The sequence below is a fragment of the Planosporangium flavigriseum genome (genome assembly GCF_011947225.1).
In the GTDB taxonomy this organism is placed as follows: Bacteria; Actinomycetota; Actinomycetes; order Mycobacteriales; family Micromonosporaceae; genus Planosporangium; species Planosporangium flavigriseum.
On sequence record NZ_JAATVW010000003.1, the window covers coordinates 21,800 to 40,484 of the forward strand.

At 70.8% G+C, this 18,685-nt stretch carries 19 protein-coding genes and 2 pseudogenes; 12 read left to right on the top strand and 9 right to left on the bottom strand.

The window, feature by feature from the left end; translation table 11 throughout:
- The first annotated feature begins 3 nt into the window (after positions 1-3).
- Genes HC028_RS05145 through HC028_RS05160 form a run of 4 tightly spaced genes read left to right on the top strand, consistent with a single transcriptional unit; the run spans position 4 to position 5,484 of the window.
- Entirely contained in the window at positions 4-1,146 is a 1,143-nt protein-coding gene (locus HC028_RS05145; protein ID WP_168073484.1) for an exonuclease SbcCD subunit D, read from the top strand.
- On the top strand, positions 1,146-3,623 hold the full coding sequence (locus HC028_RS05150; protein ID WP_168073486.1) for an AAA family ATPase: 2,478 nt from the start codon (positions 1,146-1,148) through the stop codon (positions 3,621-3,623). Before HC028_RS05145 ends, HC028_RS05150 begins: the two co-directional genes overlap by 1 nt.
- Entirely contained in the window at positions 3,620-4,576 is a 957-nt protein-coding gene (locus tag HC028_RS05155) for a hypothetical protein (protein ID WP_168073488.1), read from the top strand. Before HC028_RS05150 ends, HC028_RS05155 begins: the two co-directional genes overlap by 4 nt.
- A complete protein-coding gene (locus HC028_RS05160; RefSeq protein ID WP_168073490.1) occupies positions 4,573-5,484 on the top strand; it encodes a DNA-3-methyladenine glycosylase family protein in 912 nt (303 codons plus the stop codon). Before HC028_RS05155 ends, HC028_RS05160 begins: the two co-directional genes overlap by 4 nt.
- Before the next feature lie 267 nt (positions 5,485-5,751).
- On the opposite strand, the gene HC028_RS05165 is transcribed toward HC028_RS05160, so the two are convergent.
- From HC028_RS05165 to HC028_RS05185, 5 genes are all read right to left on the bottom strand, one after another.
- Positions 5,752-6,165 carry an arsenate reductase ArsC gene (locus HC028_RS05165; RefSeq protein WP_168073492.1) on the bottom strand — a complete coding sequence of 138 codons (414 nt, stop codon included), beginning with the start codon at positions 6,163-6,165 and terminating at the stop codon, positions 5,752-5,754.
- 12 nt (positions 6,166-6,177) lie between these two features.
- On the bottom strand, positions 6,178-6,798 hold the full coding sequence (locus HC028_RS05170; RefSeq protein ID WP_168074180.1) for an arsenate reductase/protein-tyrosine-phosphatase family protein: 621 nt from the start codon (positions 6,796-6,798) through the stop codon (positions 6,178-6,180).
- A 16-nt stretch (positions 6,799-6,814) separates the two neighbouring features.
- Entirely contained in the window at positions 6,815-7,897 is a 1,083-nt protein-coding gene (gene arsB, locus HC028_RS05175; protein ID WP_168073494.1) for an ACR3 family arsenite efflux transporter, read from the bottom strand.
- Positions 7,894-8,202 carry an ArsR/SmtB family transcription factor gene (locus tag HC028_RS05180; RefSeq protein WP_168073496.1) on the bottom strand — a complete coding sequence of 103 codons (309 nt, stop codon included), beginning with the start codon at positions 8,200-8,202 and terminating at the stop codon, positions 7,894-7,896. The genes arsB and HC028_RS05180 overlap by 4 nt, the downstream gene beginning before the upstream one ends.
- Positions 8,203-8,293: 91 nt before the next feature.
- Entirely contained in the window at positions 8,294-8,653 is a 360-nt protein-coding gene (locus tag HC028_RS05185; protein WP_168073498.1) for an ArsR/SmtB family transcription factor, read from the bottom strand.
- A gap of 163 nt (positions 8,654-8,816) precedes the next feature.
- On the opposite strand from HC028_RS05185, the gene HC028_RS05190 reads away from it, so the two are divergent.
- The 4 genes and pseudogenes from HC028_RS05190 to HC028_RS05205 all read left to right on the top strand — a co-directional run bounded on the left by HC028_RS05190 (position 8,817) and on the right by HC028_RS05205 (position 12,306).
- Positions 8,817-8,972 (top strand): hypothetical protein, encoded by a 156-nt coding sequence (locus HC028_RS05190; RefSeq protein ID WP_168073500.1) that lies wholly within the window; start codon positions 8,817-8,819, stop codon positions 8,970-8,972.
- A 259-nt stretch (positions 8,973-9,231) separates the two neighbouring features.
- Positions 9,232-10,464, top strand: a pseudogene (locus HC028_RS05195) (FAD-dependent oxidoreductase); the annotation flags it as partial.
- A gap of 284 nt (positions 10,465-10,748) precedes the next feature.
- Complete coding sequence (locus HC028_RS05200; protein ID WP_168073502.1) at positions 10,749-12,008, top strand: MFS transporter; 1,260 nt, start codon at positions 10,749-10,751, stop codon at positions 12,006-12,008.
- Between the two features lie 82 nt (positions 12,009-12,090).
- The gene (locus tag HC028_RS05205) at positions 12,091-12,306 is read left to right on the top strand and encodes a winged helix-turn-helix domain-containing protein (RefSeq protein ID WP_203981382.1); all 216 of its coding nucleotides are present in this window, start codon (positions 12,091-12,093) and stop codon (positions 12,304-12,306) included.
- 285 nt (positions 12,307-12,591) lie between these two features.
- Here the strand turns inward: HC028_RS05205 and HC028_RS05210 are convergent, their stop codons facing one another.
- The gene (locus tag HC028_RS05210; RefSeq protein WP_168073504.1) at positions 12,592-12,888 is read right to left on the bottom strand and encodes a hypothetical protein; all 297 of its coding nucleotides are present in this window, start codon (positions 12,886-12,888) and stop codon (positions 12,592-12,594) included.
- A 93-nt stretch (positions 12,889-12,981) separates the two neighbouring features.
- Between HC028_RS05210 and HC028_RS05215 the strand changes: the two genes are divergently transcribed.
- Positions 12,982-13,131 carry a hypothetical protein gene (locus tag HC028_RS05215; RefSeq protein ID WP_168073505.1) on the top strand — a complete coding sequence of 50 codons (150 nt, stop codon included), beginning with the start codon at positions 12,982-12,984 and terminating at the stop codon, positions 13,129-13,131.
- Positions 13,132-13,403: 272 nt separating this feature from the next.
- Here HC028_RS05215 and HC028_RS05220 read toward each other — a convergent pair whose 3' ends face one another.
- Both HC028_RS05220 and HC028_RS05225 read right to left on the bottom strand, forming a co-directional pair.
- The gene (locus tag HC028_RS05220) at positions 13,404-13,871 is read right to left on the bottom strand and encodes an NUDIX domain-containing protein (RefSeq protein ID WP_168073506.1); all 468 of its coding nucleotides are present in this window, start codon (positions 13,869-13,871) and stop codon (positions 13,404-13,406) included.
- A gap of 37 nt (positions 13,872-13,908) precedes the next feature.
- Positions 13,909-15,099, bottom strand: coding sequence for an NsdA family TPR-like regulatory protein (locus tag HC028_RS05225; RefSeq protein WP_239075536.1), 1,191 nt, complete (start codon positions 15,097-15,099; stop codon positions 13,909-13,911).
- Between the two features lie 467 nt (positions 15,100-15,566).
- Between HC028_RS05225 and HC028_RS05230 the strand changes: the two genes are divergently transcribed.
- The 3 genes from HC028_RS05230 to HC028_RS05240 all read left to right on the top strand — a co-directional run bounded on the left by HC028_RS05230 (position 15,567) and on the right by HC028_RS05240 (position 18,240).
- On the top strand, positions 15,567-15,845 hold the full coding sequence (locus HC028_RS05230) for a hypothetical protein (RefSeq protein ID WP_168073509.1): 279 nt from the start codon (positions 15,567-15,569) through the stop codon (positions 15,843-15,845).
- Between the two features lie 460 nt (positions 15,846-16,305).
- The gene (locus tag HC028_RS28380; RefSeq protein ID WP_168073510.1) at positions 16,306-17,745 is read left to right on the top strand and encodes a diguanylate cyclase domain-containing protein; all 1,440 of its coding nucleotides are present in this window, start codon (positions 16,306-16,308) and stop codon (positions 17,743-17,745) included.
- 315 nt (positions 17,746-18,060) lie between these two features.
- On the top strand, positions 18,061-18,240 hold the full coding sequence (locus HC028_RS05240; protein WP_168073512.1) for a PspC domain-containing protein: 180 nt from the start codon (positions 18,061-18,063) through the stop codon (positions 18,238-18,240).
- A gap of 115 nt (positions 18,241-18,355) precedes the next feature.
- Here the strand turns inward: HC028_RS05240 and HC028_RS05245 are convergent.
- Positions 18,356-18,615, bottom strand: a pseudogene (locus tag HC028_RS05245) (acyl-CoA desaturase); the annotation flags it as partial.
- Positions 18,616-18,685: the final 70 nt, after the last annotated feature.

An 18,685-nucleotide genomic window follows, 5' to 3' on the forward strand; every position in this document is an offset into this window, starting at 1 on the left:
CTGGTGAAGATCCTGCACACGTCCGACTGGCACGTCGGGAAGGTCCTCAAGGGACAATCGCGGGTCGAGGACCAGATCAAGGCGCTGGCGAGCGTCGTCGAGGTCGCGAAGGCCGAGCGCCCCGACCTGGTCATCGTCGCCGGCGACCTGTACGACACGGCGTCGCCGACGGCCGACGCGACCCGGATCGTGACCCGGGCACTGTCGGCGCTGCGGTCGACCGAGGCCGATGTGGTTGCCATCGGCGGCAACCACGACAACGGCCCGGCCCTGGACGCGCTGCGCGGCTGGGCCGAGGCCGCCGGCATCATCCTGCGCGGGTCGGTCAAGGCGCCCACCGACCACCTGCTCACCGGAGAGACCCGCGACGGCGAGGAGTGGCGGCTCGTCGCGCTGCCGTTCCTGTCCCAGCGGTACGCGGTCCGCGCCGGCGAACTGTTCGACCTCACGGCGGCCGAGGCGACCCAGACCTACGCCGACCACGTGGCGCGGCTGATCGCCAAGCTCGCCGAGGGGTTCGGCGACGACGCGGTCAACCTCATCACCACCCACCTCACCGTCGTCGGCGCGACGATGGGCGGCGGCGAGCGCGAGGCCCACACGATCATGGGGTACGCCGTACCCTCGACGATCTTCCCGGCCAGCGCCCACTACGTGGCCCTCGGACACCTGCACCGCGCCCAGCAGGTCCCCGGCCCCGCGCCGGTGCGCTACTGCGGCAGCCCCCTCGCGATCGACTTCGGCGAGGAGGAGAACCTGGCCACGGTCTCGATCGTCGACGTCTCCGCCACGACCACGGCGAAGGTCCGCGACATCCCGATCGAGGGGCCCACCCCGCTGCGCACGGTGCGCGGCTCGATCGACCAACTCTCCACGTTGGACACCGGGGACGCCTGGCTGCGGGTGTACGTGGCCGAGGCGCCCCGCGCCGGCCTGCGCGAGGAGGTCCAGGCGCTGCTGCCACGCGCCCTGGAGGTGCGCATCGACCCCCGGATGCTGCCCGAGGCCGGCGCCGCCCGGCAGCGCGTCGAGCGCTCCGGCCGCTCCCCCGGCGAGCTGTTCGCCGACTACCTGTCCCAGAAGGGGCACGTCGATGAGGCGACCGTCACGCTCTTCAACGAGCTGCACGGAGAGGTGGTCAAGTAATGCGACCGCTGCGGCTCGACCTCGCCGGGTTCACCGTCTTCCGGGAGCCGACCACCGTCGACTTCACCGACGCCGACTTCTTCGCGCTGGTCGGCCCGACCGGTTCGGGCAAGTCGACCATCCTCGACGCGATCACCTTCGCGCTCTACGGCACCGTGCCACGCTGGGGCGACCGGCGCGCCATCGGCAACGCGCTCGCGCCCTCGTGCACCGAGGCCCGGGTCCGGCTGGTCTTCGAGTCGGCAGGATCTCGCTACGTGCTGACCCGGGTGATCCGCCGCGACGGCAAGGGCAACGTGGCCACCAAGGGCGCCGCGATGGAGCTCCTGCCGGTCGGCTTCGACCTGACCCGCTTCGACAGCGGCCTGTCCGCCGAGGATCTGGGCGAGGTCGTCGCCGGCACGCCATCCGAAGTGGACGACGCGGTACAGGACATCATCGGGCTGCCGTACGAGCAGTTCACCAAGTGCGTCGTGCTGCCGCAGGGCGACTTCGCCGCGTTCCTGCACGCCAAGCCGGCCGAACGGCAGAAGATCCTGGTCAACCTGCTCGGCCTGGACGTGTACGGGCAGATCCGGGAGCGCGCGAACGGCCTGGTGACCGCGGCCGAGGCGCAGATCAAGGCCTGCGACGGGCTGCTGGCCGGCCTCACCGACGCCGACGACGCCGCCCTCGCGGCGGCCACGGACCGGGTCGACGTTCTGCGTACCCTCGCTTCTGACGTCGACGCCGTCGTGCCCGAGCTGGACCGGGCGCGCCGCGACGCCCTCGCCGCGCAGGAGACCCTCGCCGGGCTGGACGCCGAGATCGCGAAGCTGACCGCGGTGCGGGTCCCGTCCGGAATCGCGGGCGTCGCCGGCGACGCCGTGGCCGCCCACGCCGCGGTCGCCGAAGCCGCGAAGGCGGTCACCGGGGCTGAGGAGCGCGAGGAGAAGCTGCGCGGCGAGCTGTCCGCCGCCGGCGACGAGGCGGCGCTGCGGCGGCTGCTGGACGCGCACGGCGAACGCGCGCGACTGTCCCGGGAGGCCGAGCGGCTCACCGAAGCGGTCACGGGCGCCCAGGGCGAGCACGACCGCGCGGTCGCCGCCCTGGAGAAGGCCCGCCAGCAGGCGACCGAGGCGCACACCGCGCTGGAGGAGGCGTTCGAGGCGTACCAGACGGCGCAGACCGCGGACGCGTCCGCCGCCCTGCGGCCACACCTGCGCGTCGGCGACGCCTGCCCGGTCTGCGAGCAGAGCGTCGCGGCGCTGCCGAAGCCCGTCCGCGGCTCGGCGGTCGAGGCGGCCAAGGCCGCCGGCCAGCAGGCCCGCAAGGCCGCCAACTTCGCCGACGAGCAGGTCAAGAAGTGCGAGAACGCCTTCCGGGACCTCGACCGGACCCTGACGGCGGCCCGCGCCCAGGCCGACCAGATCACCACGCGCCTGGCCGACCTGGACAGCCGGCTCGCCGACGCGCCCAAGCCGGCCGAGATCGAGCGCGAACTCGCCGGCATCGCGGCGGCCGCCCGCAGTCTGGAAGAAGCCGCCGGCGCCGTGCGGGCCGCCCGCGAGGAGCACCGGGCCGCGACCACCGCCGCCGGGCGCGCCGAAGAGAAGGTACGCGCGGCGTGGCGCGACTTCGACCGGGTACGCGACGACCTGGCCCGCCTCGGCCCTCCCCCGGCCGACCGCGACGACCTGGCCGGAGCCTGGACCGCCCTGGCCGGCTGGACCGCCGCCGAACTGCTTCGCCGTCAGGGCACGCGTGCGGAGGTCGCCGCGTCGGTGGCCGACGCTTCACGCGTGGCGGACGCGGTACGCGACCGGCTGTCGTCGTTGTTCGCCGCGGCCGACGCGGGCAAGCCCACCGACGACCCGTCCCGTGCCGCGGCAGTCGCGGTCGAGCGGGCGGAGGCGGCACTGCGGCGGGTCGAGGAGCGGCGCGCCGACGCCGCCCGACTGCGCGAGCAGCGCGCCACCCACGAGCGCGAGGCCCAGGTCGCCAAGGCGCTCGCCACCCACCTGCGGGCCAACAACTTCGAACGCTGGCTCCTCGAAGAGGCCCTCGACTCGCTGGTCGACGGCGCCTCGCTGATCCTGCGGGAGCTGTCCGGCGGCCAGTACGACCTCGGCCACGACAAGGGCGAGTTCTTCGTCGTCGACCACCACGACGCCGGCCTGCGCCGCGCGGTGCGGACGCTGTCCGGCGGCGAGACCTTCCAGGCCTCGCTCGCGCTGGCCCTCGCCCTGTCCGAGCAGCTCGCCGGCTTGTCCACGGCGTCGGCGAGCCTGGAGTCGATCGTGCTCGACGAGGGCTTCGGGACACTGGACGCGACCACCCTGGACACGGTCACCGCGACGCTGGAGAACCTGGCCGCCCGCGGCGAGCGCATGGTCGGCGTGGTCACCCACGTCAGCGCGCTCGCCGAGCGGATCCCGGTCCGGTTCGAGGTACGCAAAGATGCCCGTACCGCGCACGTGGAGAGGGTCGGCCTGTGAGACTCCACGTCGACGGGTGGGACCCCGGCTACGGCGCGTCGTTCGACAGCAACGGCGACGGCCCCGGCTCCCAAAGCTCCGCCGAGACCGTGACCGATGTCGAGCTGCCGGAGTCGGACTGGCGCCCGATCCCGCGCCGCGACGACCTGGTGAGCCCGTCGACCGTCCTGCTCGTCGACGGCGTACGCCGCATCGACGCCGGCGTCTGGGTCACCGGCGAGGACGGCGTGCCGCACCGGGGGCTGGCCGCCTCGTACGCGGCCGGCGTGGTCCGCTGCGACCTGGAGCGCGGCGTGGCCGACGTGGCCGGCGCGCTGGTCAAGCGGGGGCTGTTCACCTCCAGCCCGACGGCGTCCGACGTGATGGTCGGCAGCGTGCGGTACACCCCGCACCAGCTGGGCCGCGACGACCAGGCCACGCTCATCGGCGGCGTGCAGGCCCAGCTCGCCGCGCTGGAGGCCGCCGTCTCCGGCGAGACGCGTACCGCAGGCGACCTGCTGGTGGTCGACGGCCCGCTGAAGAACCGCCAGCACCTTCCCCGCGCGATCGGCTACGTCAAGACCCACCGGGTGGAGTACCTGCCGGCCGCGCCTACGGCCGTGGTCACCGCGTTGAAGGCGCAGGAGCGCAGCCCGGTCTTCCGCATCGGTACCAACTGGCAGCGGTACGCCTGGTACCTGCGGCTGCCCACGACGTCGAGCGCCCCCTGGGCCGGCATCGTCCGCATCGAGTGCGCCGCCGAGCTGTCCACGGTGGACGCCGTGGCGCTCGCCGACCTGTCCGTCGTGACGCTCCCCCGGTTCGCCTCGACCGCGTACAAGGATCCGCGCGCGCCGCAGAACCTCGTACCGATCGCCGGTCTCGAACGGCGGCTGCGCTCGATGCTGGGCGACGCCCGGCTGCTCTACCGCACGCTCGTCCACGCCGCCCATACGGTCGTCGGAGCGCCGTGACCGCCGTCCTGCCGGCGCGGCTGCTGAACCTTCCCGAGCACTACGACCTGGCCGGGACCCTGTCCGGGCTGGCGGTGATCCGCAACGATCCGACCGTGCGTGTTACCGCTCGCGAGGCGTGGTGGGTGACCCGGACCCCGGACGGGCCGGGGACGCTGCACTTCGTCCGCTCGGGCGGGACGCTCACTGCTGAGGCCTTCGGTGCCGGCGCGGCCTGGCTGCTCGAGCGCGCCGACGCGATCGCGGGGCTACGCGACGATCTGTCCAGCTTCGCCTCCGTTGCGGGTCGGCACGAGGTGGTCCGTCGGCTCGCGCGTACGCATCAGGGTTGGCGGATGCCGGCCAGCGGCCTGGTCTTCCATCACCTTCTGCCTGCGATCCTCGGCCAGAAGGTGACGTACCAGGAGGCGTACCGGTCGTACCGGGCGATCCTGCGCCACTTCGGCGAGCCGGCGCCCGGGATGCCGGACATGCCTGTCCCACCTGCGGCGGAGGCGATTGCCGCCACTCCGTACTACGTCCTTCATCCGTTCGGGGTTGAGCAGCGCCGCGCCGACACCCTGCGCCGGGCCGCGGACCGGGCTGCCGCGCTGGAGCGGGCTGTTGATGCCGCTGACGCGGTACGCCGGTTGGTGTCGCTGCCCGGCATCGGTCCGTGGACGGCCGCCGAAGTCGTACGCGCGTCGCACGGCGACCCGGACGCGGTCAGCGTCGGCGACTACCACCTGCCCAATACCGTCGCGTGGGCGCTGGCCAGGGAGGCCCGCGCTGACGACCGGCGGATGCTGGAACTGCTGGAGCCGTTCCGGGGGCACCGGGGGCGGGTCTGCCGGCTGCTGATGGCGGCCGGGATCGGCGCGCCGAAGTACGGGCCGCGGTTCCAGATCCGCTCGTTCGCCCGGTTTTGAGGACCGTGGAGACGGTTCGGCGATCCTTGACCCTGGCGCCTTCCACGGCCTGGAGACGGCCTGATCATGATTAGCGCCGGGGTGGGAGTTTCGCCCGGGGGCACGCGAGTGCCGCCCTGACCCTTCCGCTTGAGCCAGCTGCGACCCAGGCGGGCGGCCTACGGCGAGGTTGTGCTCCGACCTACGGCCTACCAGACGCGTGAGGGTGCCGTCCCGCCCCGGGAACGTTCGCGGGAGCGGGGAGTCCGGAAGCCCCGCGCACTCTGATCAGGTAGTGACGGGAACGTCGAGCTCGCCCAACAGGGCCCGGATGCGACGCTCGATCTCGTCGCGGACGCGCCCGACGGTAGCGAGGTCCTGGCCGGCCGGGTCGTCGAGCTTCCAGTCCTCGTAGCGCTTGCCGGGAAAGACCGGGCAGGCATCGCCGCAGCCCATCGTGATGATGACGTCGGAGTCCTGGGCGGTGGCGTACTCGAGTTTCTTGGGCTGCTCGGCGGTGATGTCGATGCCGACCTCGCGCATCGCCTCGACGGCGACCGGGTTGATCTGGTCGGCCGGTTCGGACCCGGCGGAGCGGACCTCGATCCGATCGCCGGCGAGGTGGCGCAGCCAGCCGGCGGCCATCTGGGAGCGGCCGGCGTTGTGCACGCAGACGAACAGGACGCTGGGCTTGTCAGACATGGCGGTAGTCCTTCAGCGGTCGGGGGTGAGGTCGGCGAGCAGGGCACGGACGCGGGTGTCGATGTCGTCGCGGATGGTCCGCACGACATCGAGGGGTTGCCCGTCGGGGTCGGGGATCTGCCAGTCGAGGTAGCGCTTGCCGGGCAGGACCGGGCAGGCGTCGCCGCAGCCCATCGTGACGATCACATCGGCGGCGCGGATGACGTCGTCGGTGAGCGGCTTCGGGTAGGCGTCGGCGAGGTCCAGGCCGATCTCGCGCATCACCGCCACGACCGGCTCTTCCAGGTCGCCGGCCGCGTGGGAGCCGGCCGACCGGACGTGGACGCGGCCGGCGGCGTGGTGGACCAGCAGCGCCGCGGCCAGCTGGGAACGGCCGGCGTTGTGCACACACAGGAACAGCACCTCGGGCACCGGCTTGCCGATCGCACCCTTTGCCTGCGCCAGGGCGGTGAGCCGGTCGTTGGCGAAGTGCTCGGCCAGCGCCGGCAGATGCTGGTGGATGCGGGTGGTGCGGTACAGCGCGACGTAGGACTCGTGCACGTAGCGGCTGACGGTCTCGGGGTTGAAGATGCCGCGGAACTTGTCGGCCAGGGTGGTGGCCGGTCCAGGACGGCGTCGACGTCGAGCAGCGATAACTCGGCAGGTTCGGTCATCGGGTTCTCCCGGCGAACAGGCGTTGACGCAGGGCGAGGCTGACGTAGACCAGCGCGACCAGCACGGGCACCTCGATGAGCGGTCCGACGACGCCGGCCAGTGCCTGGCCGCTGGTGACGCCGAAGGTGCCGATGGCGACGGCGATGGCGAGTTCGAAGTTGTTGCCGGCGGCGGTGAACGCCAGTGTGGTGGTGCGCTCGTAGGTCAGGCCGATGGCCTTGCCGAGGGCGTAGGAGCCGGCCCACATGATGGCGAAGTAGGCCAGCAGCGGCAGCGCTATGCGCGCCACGTCGAGCGGTCGGCTGGTGATGGCGTCACCCTGGAGGGCGAACAGGATGACGATGGTGAACAGCAGCCCGTACAGCGCGGCCGGCCCGATCTTCGGCAGGAACTTCGCCTCGTACCAGGCACGCCCCCTGGCCTTCTCGCCGAAGCGGCGGGTGAGGTAGCCGGCCAGTAGCGGGATGCCCAGGAAGATGAGCACGTTGCGGGCGATGTCCCAGCCGGAGACGTGCAGCGCAGCCCCGGTCAGGTGCAGCCAGCCGGGCAGCACCGACAGGTAGAACCAGCCGAGCAGCCCGAACGCCAGCACTTGGAAGATCGAGTTGAGCGCGACGAGGACGGCGGCGGCCTCGCGGTCGCCGCAGGCCAGGTCGTTCCAGATGATCACCATCGCGATACAGCGGGCCAGGCCGACGATGATGAGACCGGTGCGGTACGCGGGCTGGTCGGGCAGGAAGATCCAGGCGAGGGCGAACATCACCGCCGGGCCGACGACCCAGTTCAGCACGAGCGACGAGATCATGAGCCGCCGGTCGCCGGTGACGGTGTCGAGCCGGTCGTAGCGGACCTTCGCCAGCACCGGGTACATCATCACCAGCAGACCGAGGGCGATCGGCAACGAGATCCCGCCGACCTTGACGCTGTCGAGCGCGGCGTTCAGGCCGGGGATCAGACGACCCAGCAGCAGGCCGGCAGCCATCGCCAGGCCGATCCACAGTGGCAGGAACTGGTCGAGGCGCGAGAGCTTGCCGACCACCGCAGTGGGTGCGGCGGTGTTCTGGGCGGTGGTGGTCACGGGCACTCCCGGCGAGTCTCGGCGTTGGTACGGGCGCGCTCGGCCAGCTGGGCGAGCTGCCCGGCGACGGCTTCGATGGCGTCGGGCAGCAGCCGGTAGTAGGTGAACCGGCCGTGCGGCTCGGTGGCCACCAGCCCGGCTTCGCGCAGCGCGCGCAGGTGGTTGGACACGTTGGGCTGCTTGGCGCCGGTGTCGTCGACCAGGTGGCAGACGCAGGCCGGGCCCTCGGCGAGAAGTTCGATGATGCGGGCCCGCAGCGGATCGGCGAGCATCTTTATCAAATCAGTGTCAGCTGATATCAGCACAGCCTGATAAGATCACGGCGGCGGCCTCACCGTCCACCGCAGGGAGGGTCGCACAGGTGAACAGTTGGTGATGCGGCCGCGCGGCGGTGGGTCAGACGGCGGCGGGCGTGGCGATGTCGAGCAGGCCGGCCAACTGCTTGAGCGCCTGCGGACGGGCCCGGTACCACACCCAGGTGGCCCGGCGCTCGGAGTCGACCAGGCCGGCTTCGCGTAGCACCCGCAGGTGGTGGGAGATCGTCGGACCGGACAGGTCGAACGCGTCGGTCAGGTCACAGACGCAGACCTCGTCGGTGGAGGCGATCATCGACATCAGCCGCAGCCGAACCGGGTCACCGAGGGCCTTGAACATCGGCGCGAGGTCGGCCGCCTGCTCACCGCTCAGCGGCGCGACGGCAAGGGGTGGGCAGCACGCTGCCGCGATCGGAAGAACCGACTCTCGCTGCTTCGACATACATCTACCTTGCCCGGTCATGGCCGGTACAGCAATGGTTTGCGCGTCACATGACGTGAGGGCCGTCACAGGCTCTGCCTAGATGGTTGCCTAACTTGACGAAGGTCGAAACAGATGTCAGAGTCGGAGCTGATTCGAGATTCGTCAAGACAGGGAGCTTACGATGACTGATCTGTTCCGGCGGCGCGCCGCCGCCGTCCTGCGCGGCGTGACGTTCAGCGAGAGCCGCTCCGAGGTGTGCACCGCCACATGCCGCGCCGACGCCCGGCTCGACCGCGCCCGCACCACCGCCGCGAGCCAGTTCCTCGGCTGGCGCTGACCTCCCGTAAGAACCCGAGCCCCACATACACCTTTCGGGAGACACCATGAGCAACGAGACCACCCAGGCCGCCGGCGGCTGCTGCGGCGCCGGCGCCCAGCCCACCACCGAAGCGTCGAGCGCACCCGCCAGCACGTGCTGCGGCACCGCGGAGGCCGCTGCCCAGGCCGGTACCTGCTGCGACCCGGGCGCGAAGGCCGAGGCGATCACCGCCGGCGCGAGCTGCTGCGGGCCGACCGCGGCGGACGCGGACGCGGCGTTGGCGGGCCCGTCCGAGGCCGCCGAGCTGCCGGTGGTGGTCATCGGCGCCGGCCCGGTCGGCCTGGCCGCCGCCGCCCACCTGACCGAGCGCGGCCTGCCGCTGCTGGTCCTGGAAGCCGGCGGCGAGGCGGGCGCGTCGATCCAGCAGTGGGGACACGTCCGACTGTTCAGCCCGTGGCGCTACGACATCGACCACGCCGCTCGCAGGCTGCTGGAAGCCGCCGGCTGGGCTGAGCCCGACCTGGAGGTGCTGCCCACCGGCGCCGACCTCGTCGAGGCATACCTGCAGCCCCTGGCGAAGCTGCCGGTCCTCGCCCCGCACATCCGCTACAACGCCCGGGTGACCGCGCTCGGCCGGCAGGGCGTGGACCGGGTCAAGACCGCCGGCCGCGAGACCGCCCCGTTCGTGGTCCGCCTCGCCAACGGCACCGACATCCTCGCCCGCGCCGTGATCGACGCCTCCGGCACCTGGCGCACCCCGAACGTCCTCGGCGCCAACGGGCTGCCCGCCCACGGCGAAGCGGATGCCGCCGACTGGATCGACCACGCGCTGCCCGACGTGCTCGGCGTGGACCGCGACGCCTACGCCGGCAAGCACACCGTCGTCGTCGGCTCCGGCCACTCCGCGGCCAACACCCTTCTTGCCCTCGCCGAACTCGCCGATCAGGCTCCTGGCACCCGCATCACCTGGGCGTTGCGCGGCGGCAGCGCCGACCGGGCCTACGGCGGCGGTGACGCCGACGCGTTGGCCGCCCGCGGCGCGCTGGGGACCGGGCTGCGGTTGCTGGTCACCAGCGGCCGGGTCGAACTGGTGACCGGCTTCGGCGTACACGCCGTCCGCCCCGTCGACGGCGGCCGGGTGGAACTGGTCGACGCCACCGGCCGGATGATCGTCGCCGACCGGATCGTCGGTGCCACTGGGTTCCGGCCCGACCACACCGTCGCGTCCGAGCTGCGCCTGGACCTCGACCCGATCCTCGCCTGCACCCGGGCCCTCGCGCCATTGATCGACCCCAACGAGCACTCCTGCGGCACCGTGCGCCCGCACGGCGTCGACGAACTGACCCAGCCGGAACCGAGCTACTTCGCCGTCGGAGCGAAGGGCTACGGCCGAGCCCCGACGTTCCTGATGGCCACCGGCTACGAGCAGGTCCGCTCCATCGTCGCCGCCCTGGCCGGCGACTGGGAGGCCGCCCGCGACGTCCAGCTCGACCTGCCCGAAACCGGGGTCTGCTCCACCACACTCGGCGCCCGCGCGACGGCCGACGACGCCGCCGCCCGCTTCGGCCTAGCCCCCGACGTTCCGGCCAAGCTGGTGGCAGCCGCGATGCGGCACGTCCCGACCGCCGGCAGCGTCTCCGGCGCCGTCACGCTCGCTGCCGCCGAGCTGGGCATCGACGAACAGGCCGCCCTGCAACTGGCCGCGCTCGCCGGGCAGCAGTTCGACACCCCGGCACCGGGCGACCGCCCGCAGCTGATCACCGTCGGCGGCAACGGCGGAGGCTGCTGCGGCTGATGGCCCTCTCGCACGCCACGCGGGTTCCCGCCGGATCTGGCCGGTCCGGCGGGAACCCCGTCTCCCCCGGCCGGCGGCTCGTCGCCGCCCTCGCCATCACCCAGACCATCGGCTACGGCACCCTCTACTACGCGTTCGCGGTCTTCCTCACCCCGCTCGCGGCCGACCTGCACACCACCGCCACGGCGGTCACCGGCGCGTTCACCGCCAGCGTGCTCATCGGCGCGATCCTGGCCGTTCCGGTCGGCCGGTGGCTCGACCGCCACGGCGGCCGGATCCTGATGACCGCCGGCTCCGCCGCCGGCGCCGTCCTGCTGGTCGCGCTGGCCCACGTGCACCACCTGTGGCAGCTGTACGCCGTCCAGGTCGGGCTCGGCGCCGCCTCGGCCGCCAGCCTCTACGAGGCCGCGTTCGCCGTTATCATCGCCTGGTTCACCCCCGACCGCCGGTCCAACGCGCTGCTCGCACTGACCGTCGTCGCCGGATTCGCCAGCACCGTGTTCCTGCCCCTGACCGGCTGGCTCGTCAACGCCCACGGCTGGCGCGCCGCCCTGCTCGTCCTCGCCGCCATCCAGGCCGTCACCGTGCCCCTGCACGCCCTGGTGGTGCCACGGTCAGCCCGAAGCCACGACGGCGTGTGCACCCACCGGCCGGCTGGCGACGGTGCCGGTGCGGTACGGACCGCCCTGGCCGACCGCGGCTTCTGGCTGCTGGCGGCCGGGTTCACCGCCCACACTGCCGCGATCAGCGCACTCACCGTGCACCTCGTCGCCGCGCTCACCGCCTGGGGGCACCCACCCGCGTTCGCCGCCACCATCGCCGGCCTGCTCGGCGTGCTGTCGGTGACCGGCCGCCTCGTAACCACCGGCCTGCAACGCCGCTACCGCACCACCACCGTCACCGCCACGATCTTCGCCGTGCAGGCCGTCGCCGCGCTGGCGCTGCCGGTCGTCGGCGCGAGCGTCGCCGGGGCGACCGGCGCCGTGATCGGATTCGGCATCGGCTTCGGCGTGGCCACCATCGCCAAACCCGTCCTGCTCGCCGAACGCTACGACACCGGCCGCTACGCCACCCTCGCCGGCGTCCTCGTCGTCCCGATGACCCTCGCGAAAGCCGGCGCGCCGCTGGCGGCTGCCGCGCTGCACGCCGTCACCGGCAGCTACACCCCGGTCCTCGCCGCCACGGCAGCGTGCTGCGCCGTCGCCGCGGCCGCCATCGCCGCCGTCGGCACCCTGCCGGTCGGCCCATCCACGCGCTGAAGACCACGGACGCGCCGACTGCGGCACCAGCCCCGGACCTGCGACCAAACAGGCGCTCGGATTGCCAACCGAGGGGAACACCGTGCCGCCGCGTTACCGCTACGAACAGATCGCCGATGACCTTGCCGAGCGCATCGCGTCCGGGGAGTTCGCGCCCGGCTCCAAGCTGCCCAGCCGGCGGGAACTCATCGAGCACTACAGCGTTACCGAACCGGTGATCGACCGCGCCATGCAGATACTGCGGATCAAGGGGATAACGGAAACCCTTCCCGGCGTCGGAGTGTTCGTCACCGAGTAGGCAGGCCGTCCCGACGGACTCCTTGCCCCGAGGTAACCATCACGGCCACTTGGCCTGCGGTTCTACGAGAGCTGAGCAGGGATAACAGTCGGCCCGGCTCGATCTCGAACTACCCCAGCCCAACCAGGGCCCTGCCTAGCCGGCCGGTCATGGTCAGACGTCGAAGCGGAACCTTGACCGCTCCCTGACCGCCTGCCCGTTTATCCCGATCGCCTGGTGGGAGTCGCTCCTCGTGCACGGTCGATGGTCGCCCGTTGTCGACGTCAATGGCCCGACCGGCCCCCATCAGTCCCGCATCGCGGCGCGCAGCAGGTGAACCGCCTGGCTCAGGACTTGTCGCAGCGCCCGCAACTGTCGGGGAGTCCAGGTCGGGTGGTACGACTCTGCCTCGAGCAACCAGGGCACGTTGGCGGCGACGAGCTTGTCGTAGCAGCGGTCCCGCAGGCCGCCGCGGTTGTTCCAGGGTCGGCCGGTGCTGTACGCGGCGTCGGTCGCCCAGTTCCAGAGGTTCAGCCCCGCATCGAGGTCAAGGGCGACCCGCTTGCCCCGTAGCCACTCCTGCGCCGGTTCCAGGTCAGTCACCACCACTGTGCTGTCGTCATCTGCTTGATCACTATCGGGAGTCCACCCTCTGGCTTCCGCCATTGCCCGGCAGTCCGCTTCGGAGACGAAGGTGTGCAGTCGTCCCTCCCGGGCCGCAACACCGTCCTCATCGTCCAGGTCCTGGCCCCACCACAGGTAGACGACTCGCCCGTCGAACTTCAGACCCGTCGGCCGACCCTTGACCGGAACAAGGTCGCCATCACGGCCCGAAAGATCGCGTAACACGAGCGAGGACCATGCCATAACCGGGTTGCAAAACCAGCCCCGGTGGAGATTTCCGATCCGATCGCCACGGTCAGCACCACGAGCGATGCAGCTGACACCCACCAAATCATCCGCGGTATAGGGCGCCAGCGCCTGTTTTATCGCCTCGTACACCAGCGACTCACTGTCGGGCGTTAGGTTCATGTGGCCGGTTACGGCAGCCCGTGGCACCGTCTCTCCCCGCGTTGTCGGTCGGGCACTCAGGTGTGCGGCGTAAACCTTGGGTACCGCTAGTCCACGTGCGGTGCTCGGTTGGCCAGGTAGTCGTCGATCTGCCGGCGCATCGTGGGATGGATGTCCAGCTCCCCCAGCCGATCAAGGTGGACCCAGGCCACGTCACTGGCCTCGTCGTTGGCCGCCGGGGTGCCGCTGACCGGACCGGCCAGCAGAGTGACCTCGTACTCCTGGCGGACCTCGCCGTCGGTGTACGCGACGATGTGGCCGGGGTCGGAGTAGATCCCGACCAGACCGGTGATCTCGACCAGGACCCCGGTCTCCTCAAGCGTTTCCCGGATCGCGCACTGACTGGGCGTTTCGCCCAGCTCCTGCTTGCCCATCGGCAGCGCCCACTGACCTGTGTCGCGCCGGCGTTGCAGCAGGATCTCGCTGCGGTCGTTGACCGCCAGGGTGCCGCACGCGGGGACGAGGGTGTTGGGCTTCGGCGCGTTCGGGTCGTTGAGGTACTCGGTGCGTCCCATGCTCAAATCTCCGTCCCAAGACGGTTGCGCAGCCGGGCTAAGCCGCCAACCCGAGCAGTTCGCCCGCTCGCGCGTTGAATCGCTGAACTTCATCCATTTCGGCGTAGGGCTTGAGCCGTCGTTGGAGATCGCGAACGGTCTCGACGCACCGGGACGAGTTCACCGAAGCCGCTAGGTCAAGAACCGTCAGACTCTTGGCCGCGGCTCCCTCCACGTTCCTGCGCTCCAGGTCCGCGATCGCTAGCGCGGCGTGGCTGAGCGCGCCCCGCCGCGCACGGCCCTGCTTGCGGGCACCCTCAACGGACTCTCCCGCGAATCGATCGATCTGCGATGCCTGACCCAGGTCGCGGAAGCAGTGCGCCGCTTCGCCGAACAGGTACGAGACGTCGATGAAACGCGCCCACACCGGCTCGTTCCCGTGATCGACCCGAGCGAAGACCCGCTCGGCCTCAGCGACCGCAGCAGCTGCGGCCCTCGCCTCGCCGAGTGCGGCGAGCGCGCGTCCTTCGAGGATGTGGAGGTCGGCCAGGCAGGCCGGTGAGTCGTTCTCGGTGATACCACGTCGTCCGGCGCGGGTGAGCATGAGCGCTTCGTGTGGGTGGCCCAGCAGGTTCGCCTGGTCGGACATGCCGGCCAGGACGTGAGCGCCGAGGGCTGCGGTGTCGGACGCCTGCGCCAAGCGGAGAGACTGGATCAGGTACCGCTGCGCGAGGCCATGTTCGCCGTCATCGTAGGCCATCCAGCCGACCAGGTACGCCTGTTCCGCTGCCGCTTCATAGAGGGCGCGCTGGACACGCTCCTCGTGATCGCGCTTCAACAGCGGAAAGACATAGCTGTTCATGTACTCGACGAGAGCAGTTCGAGCGTGGCCGCCGCCCCGCATCACGTCCATCTCCTGGAAGAGCGCGAACATGTCGCGGATGCCGGCCACCTGCTTCATGCCCACCTGCCGGGGCCCCCGCTCAGTTGCGGTCCCGTCCAGCGTCGCGAGTAGCCAGTCGCGACTCGGTGCGCCAAGCGCGGCGAGTACGAACGGCGCTTTGATGATGCTTCGGCGATTCACGTCGGCTCTCCCGAGATCGATGATCGTATCGATCGTCGTACGTGGACTGTCCGCGTACTGCAATCCCCGTGCTGCGAGCGTTTCTTCCTCGGTCATACCGAAGTCCGAAGGCCTGATACGGCGTCCGAGCTTCTCTGACAGAACTTTGGCGACCAGCGCGGGCACTGGGGACCGTGGCCGCTCCCCCCGCTTCACCCAACGGTGGACGGACGTGTAGTCGTACCTGAGCGCGAACCCGTCGTCTGCGCCGAGGTCGTTCACGCGCCGCGCGAGCCCGGCCCAGGAGAAGCCAGCTTGGAGAATCAGAGCAGCTAGGGCGTCGTTCGGCTCGTTCACTTCCCGCCTCCTCCCCGTACCGCGCCAACGACGTTACCGGCGGCCCCATGCGCGTGGGTACCTCCACGTTGGCCCACGAACCTTCACATGGGGATTCACATGGTCCCGGGTTCGCTGTTGGTGAGGTTTCCTCAGAGCGCGCGACCAGGAAAAAGTTCCGCACCGCAGTGTCCCCGGTGCCGTTCTGATCGACAGGCGGTAGCCGGGCGACTTGGGCGGCGAACTGAAGATCGGTATCGGCCCGCCGTACCGCTGTCCGACAGCGATGACAGTTCGCCGCCCTCTCCAACAACGCCATGACCGAAGAAGGGACGACCGTGCGCGCGGAGTTCGACCAACAGAACCCTCCGGCCCAGCCGCCACGCGGCGCTGACCCGCTGCTGTGGCGCCTGAGCTACCAGGTCTGGACCGATCACCAGCCCGCCGTGGACCAGTTCTGCCAGGCGGGTGCATGCCGGGACGCCTTCCGCCCGTGGCCGTGCCCACCCCGCCGGTTCGCCATGGTCGGCCTACTCGCCGCCGCCGGCAGCCGCGCCCCCTGGGCCAGCCTCAACCGCGCCGGCCACCTCCGATGAGGTAACGATGCAGCGCACGGCCAGCGGCCGGATGCCGCTACCCCTACCGCCGAACACAGCGGTCTGCCTCACCTGCGCTTGGCTGACCGTAAGCGACGACGACGTCCGTGCCGACGCTCAAGCTCACACCAGCGAAACCCGCCACCCCACGATCGCCGCGATTCCCGATCCAGTCGTTCGCCCGGTTTTGAGTGCCCTGGGTACGGCTAGCCGACGTACGTAGCCCGTGACCCCCCAAGTGGCTGCGCCACGGCACGCGGTACGCCTGCACCTGACCAATGTCGTCACGACTGGTGCGCTCCACGAGGCCGATTGACTGGGCTTCGCGTCGCGTGCTCCGCGGCACGTGCGGACGTTGGCCGAGTCCTGGGTGCGGGTCCACCCGAGGACGGAATCGACGGGTGAGACTAATCACCCCGCTACACGCTCCGTGCCAGGTCACGGTTGCCGAAGTTAAGACGTGAGCACGAAACGGTGTTTGGTGATCGCCGCCCTGGCGGTGGCCGCCGCGGCCTATCTCGCGGTGCCCGCGCCGGTCGGCACACTGGCGCGGGCCGGCTACTACCTGGCGGTGGCCGCGATGGCTCTGGCCGCCGCCGTTGTGGGCGTGCGCCTGAACCGGCCACGCCGGACACGGGCCTGGGTGCTCTTCCTGCTCGGGTTGGCGTGCCGGTTCGTTGGAGACGTGAGCTGGACTGTGCTGGCCACGGTGCTTCACGTCAGCCCGTTCCCGTCGGTGGCCGACGTCGCCTACCTGGCCAGCTTCCCGCTGATGGGGCTCGGCCTGGCCCTCATGGTCCGCAGCCGCGAGCCGCGCCACGACCGTTCAGCCAGCCTGGACACCGCCATCATCGTCACGGGAACGGCCGTGCTGGCGGGGGTCTTCGTCATCGCGCCAATTCTGACTGACACCACCCGGGACCTGTTCAGCCGGGCCATCACCACCGCGTACCCGGTCGGTGACCTGGTCCTGCTGGCCGTGCTGGCGCGACTGTGGACCACCTCTGGCCTGGTGCCGCGGGCCTACCGGTTTCTCGGCACTGGCGTGGCCTTTCTCCTTGCCGGCGACCTCGGCTATGACGTGGTCTTCCTGACCACCGGGGTAATGCCGAACGGGCCGTGGTTCGACCTGTCCTACCTGATCGCCTACGTCTGCCTGGCGGCGACCACACTGCACCCGTCCATGCGCGGTCTGACCGAACCGGCGGTCGTCACCGATGACCGCATGACGCGCCCGCGGCTCGTTGTGCTCGCGGTCGCCTCCGCGCTGGCCCCGACCGCGTTGCTGATCGAGGGTCTTCGCGGCGGACCGCTGCTGTGGCAGGTCATCGCCCCCGGCTCGATCCTGCTGTCCACGCTCGCGGTCACACGGGTCGGTGGACTCCTCCAGACCATTCAGGCGCAGGCCAGCCAGGTCGCGATCCTGGCCCGCACCGACGCTCTGACCGGCGTACCCAACCGCCGCAGCTGGGACGCCGAGCTCGCCCGCGCTCTGGCGGGCGCCCGCACCGACGGGCAGCGGCCATTCGTGGCGCTGCTCGACCTGGACCACTTCAAGGACTTCAACGACACCCACGGCCACCCGGCCGGTGACGCGCTGCTCAAGCAAGCCGCAGCGGCCTGGCGAGCAGCCCTACCCCACGATGCGGTGCTCGCTCGCTATGGCGGTGAGGAGTTCACCATTCTGCTGCGCGGCCACACGTACCAGCAGGCATACACGGTGGTGGAGACGCTGCGGACGGTCACGCCGCTGCAGCAAACGTTCTCCGCCGGCCTGGCAGCCTGGGACGGCATCGAGGAGCCATCGGCGCTCGTGGCACGGGCCGACGAGCAGCTGTACGAGGCCAAACGCGCCGGACGGGCCTGCACCATGCCGGCGCAGGCCGTTCACCATCGCTGAACAGCAGGCTGCCTCTCCCCCGTTGTCGGTCGGACGCTCAGGTAGGCACTGCTGCCGCGGCGCCACCCAAAGCGGCAGCCTCTTCGCCCTCCCCCTCGATCAAGCGTGTTTTGGCAAGCAGATCTGGTCGCAGGTCAGCACTTGATCGACAATCATCCATTGACGTACTGTGTCCCCGCCGCCACCCTGTACGGAACGCTTCGCCACATTTCAGCGCTCGCGCGGAGCGTTACGCCCAGTAGGGCGTTCCCCGGAGGCGCGGGGTGGGCCGAACACCTACCGTCGTAGACGGTGACGACGAAGGGTGGAGCAACCATGTCGACGCTGACACGACCACGCGACAACCGTTGGATTGCCGGTGTATGCGCTGGCATTGCCCGCAGGTTCGGGATGTCGCCGAACACCGTACGGCTGTTGTTCGTGCTGTCCTGCCTGCTACCCGGGCCGCAATTCTTGATCTACGTTGCGCTTTGGGCAACGATACCGAGCGATTAGAGCTTTCAAGACTCGACCATCCGCGCGTCGGTGACGGCTAGGTGCCCCACGCGGATCAGGCGATGCAGGCTTATGACCGCGCTTTACGCGCGGTGAACAGCAGGTACTCCGGCCGTACCCCGTGTCTGGCGCACGTCGGGTCGGCGTGGTGCAGGTTGTGCCAGGACTCGCCCATGCTCAGGATCGCCAGCGGCCAGAAGTTCGCCGACTTGTCGCGCGTGGTGAACGGCTGGTCGCCGACCATGTGGCAGATCGAATTGACCGACCAGGTGACGTGGTGCAGCAACGCGATTCGGACCAGACCGGCCCAGAAGAACGCGGTCACCGCCCCCACCACGTCCAGGTGAGCAGTCCACCGAGGAGGGCCGGCAGACGGTTACCGAACACCAGGGTCGGCGCCCGCGAAGCAGACGCCGACCCTGGTGTTCGGTAACCACATAGTCCC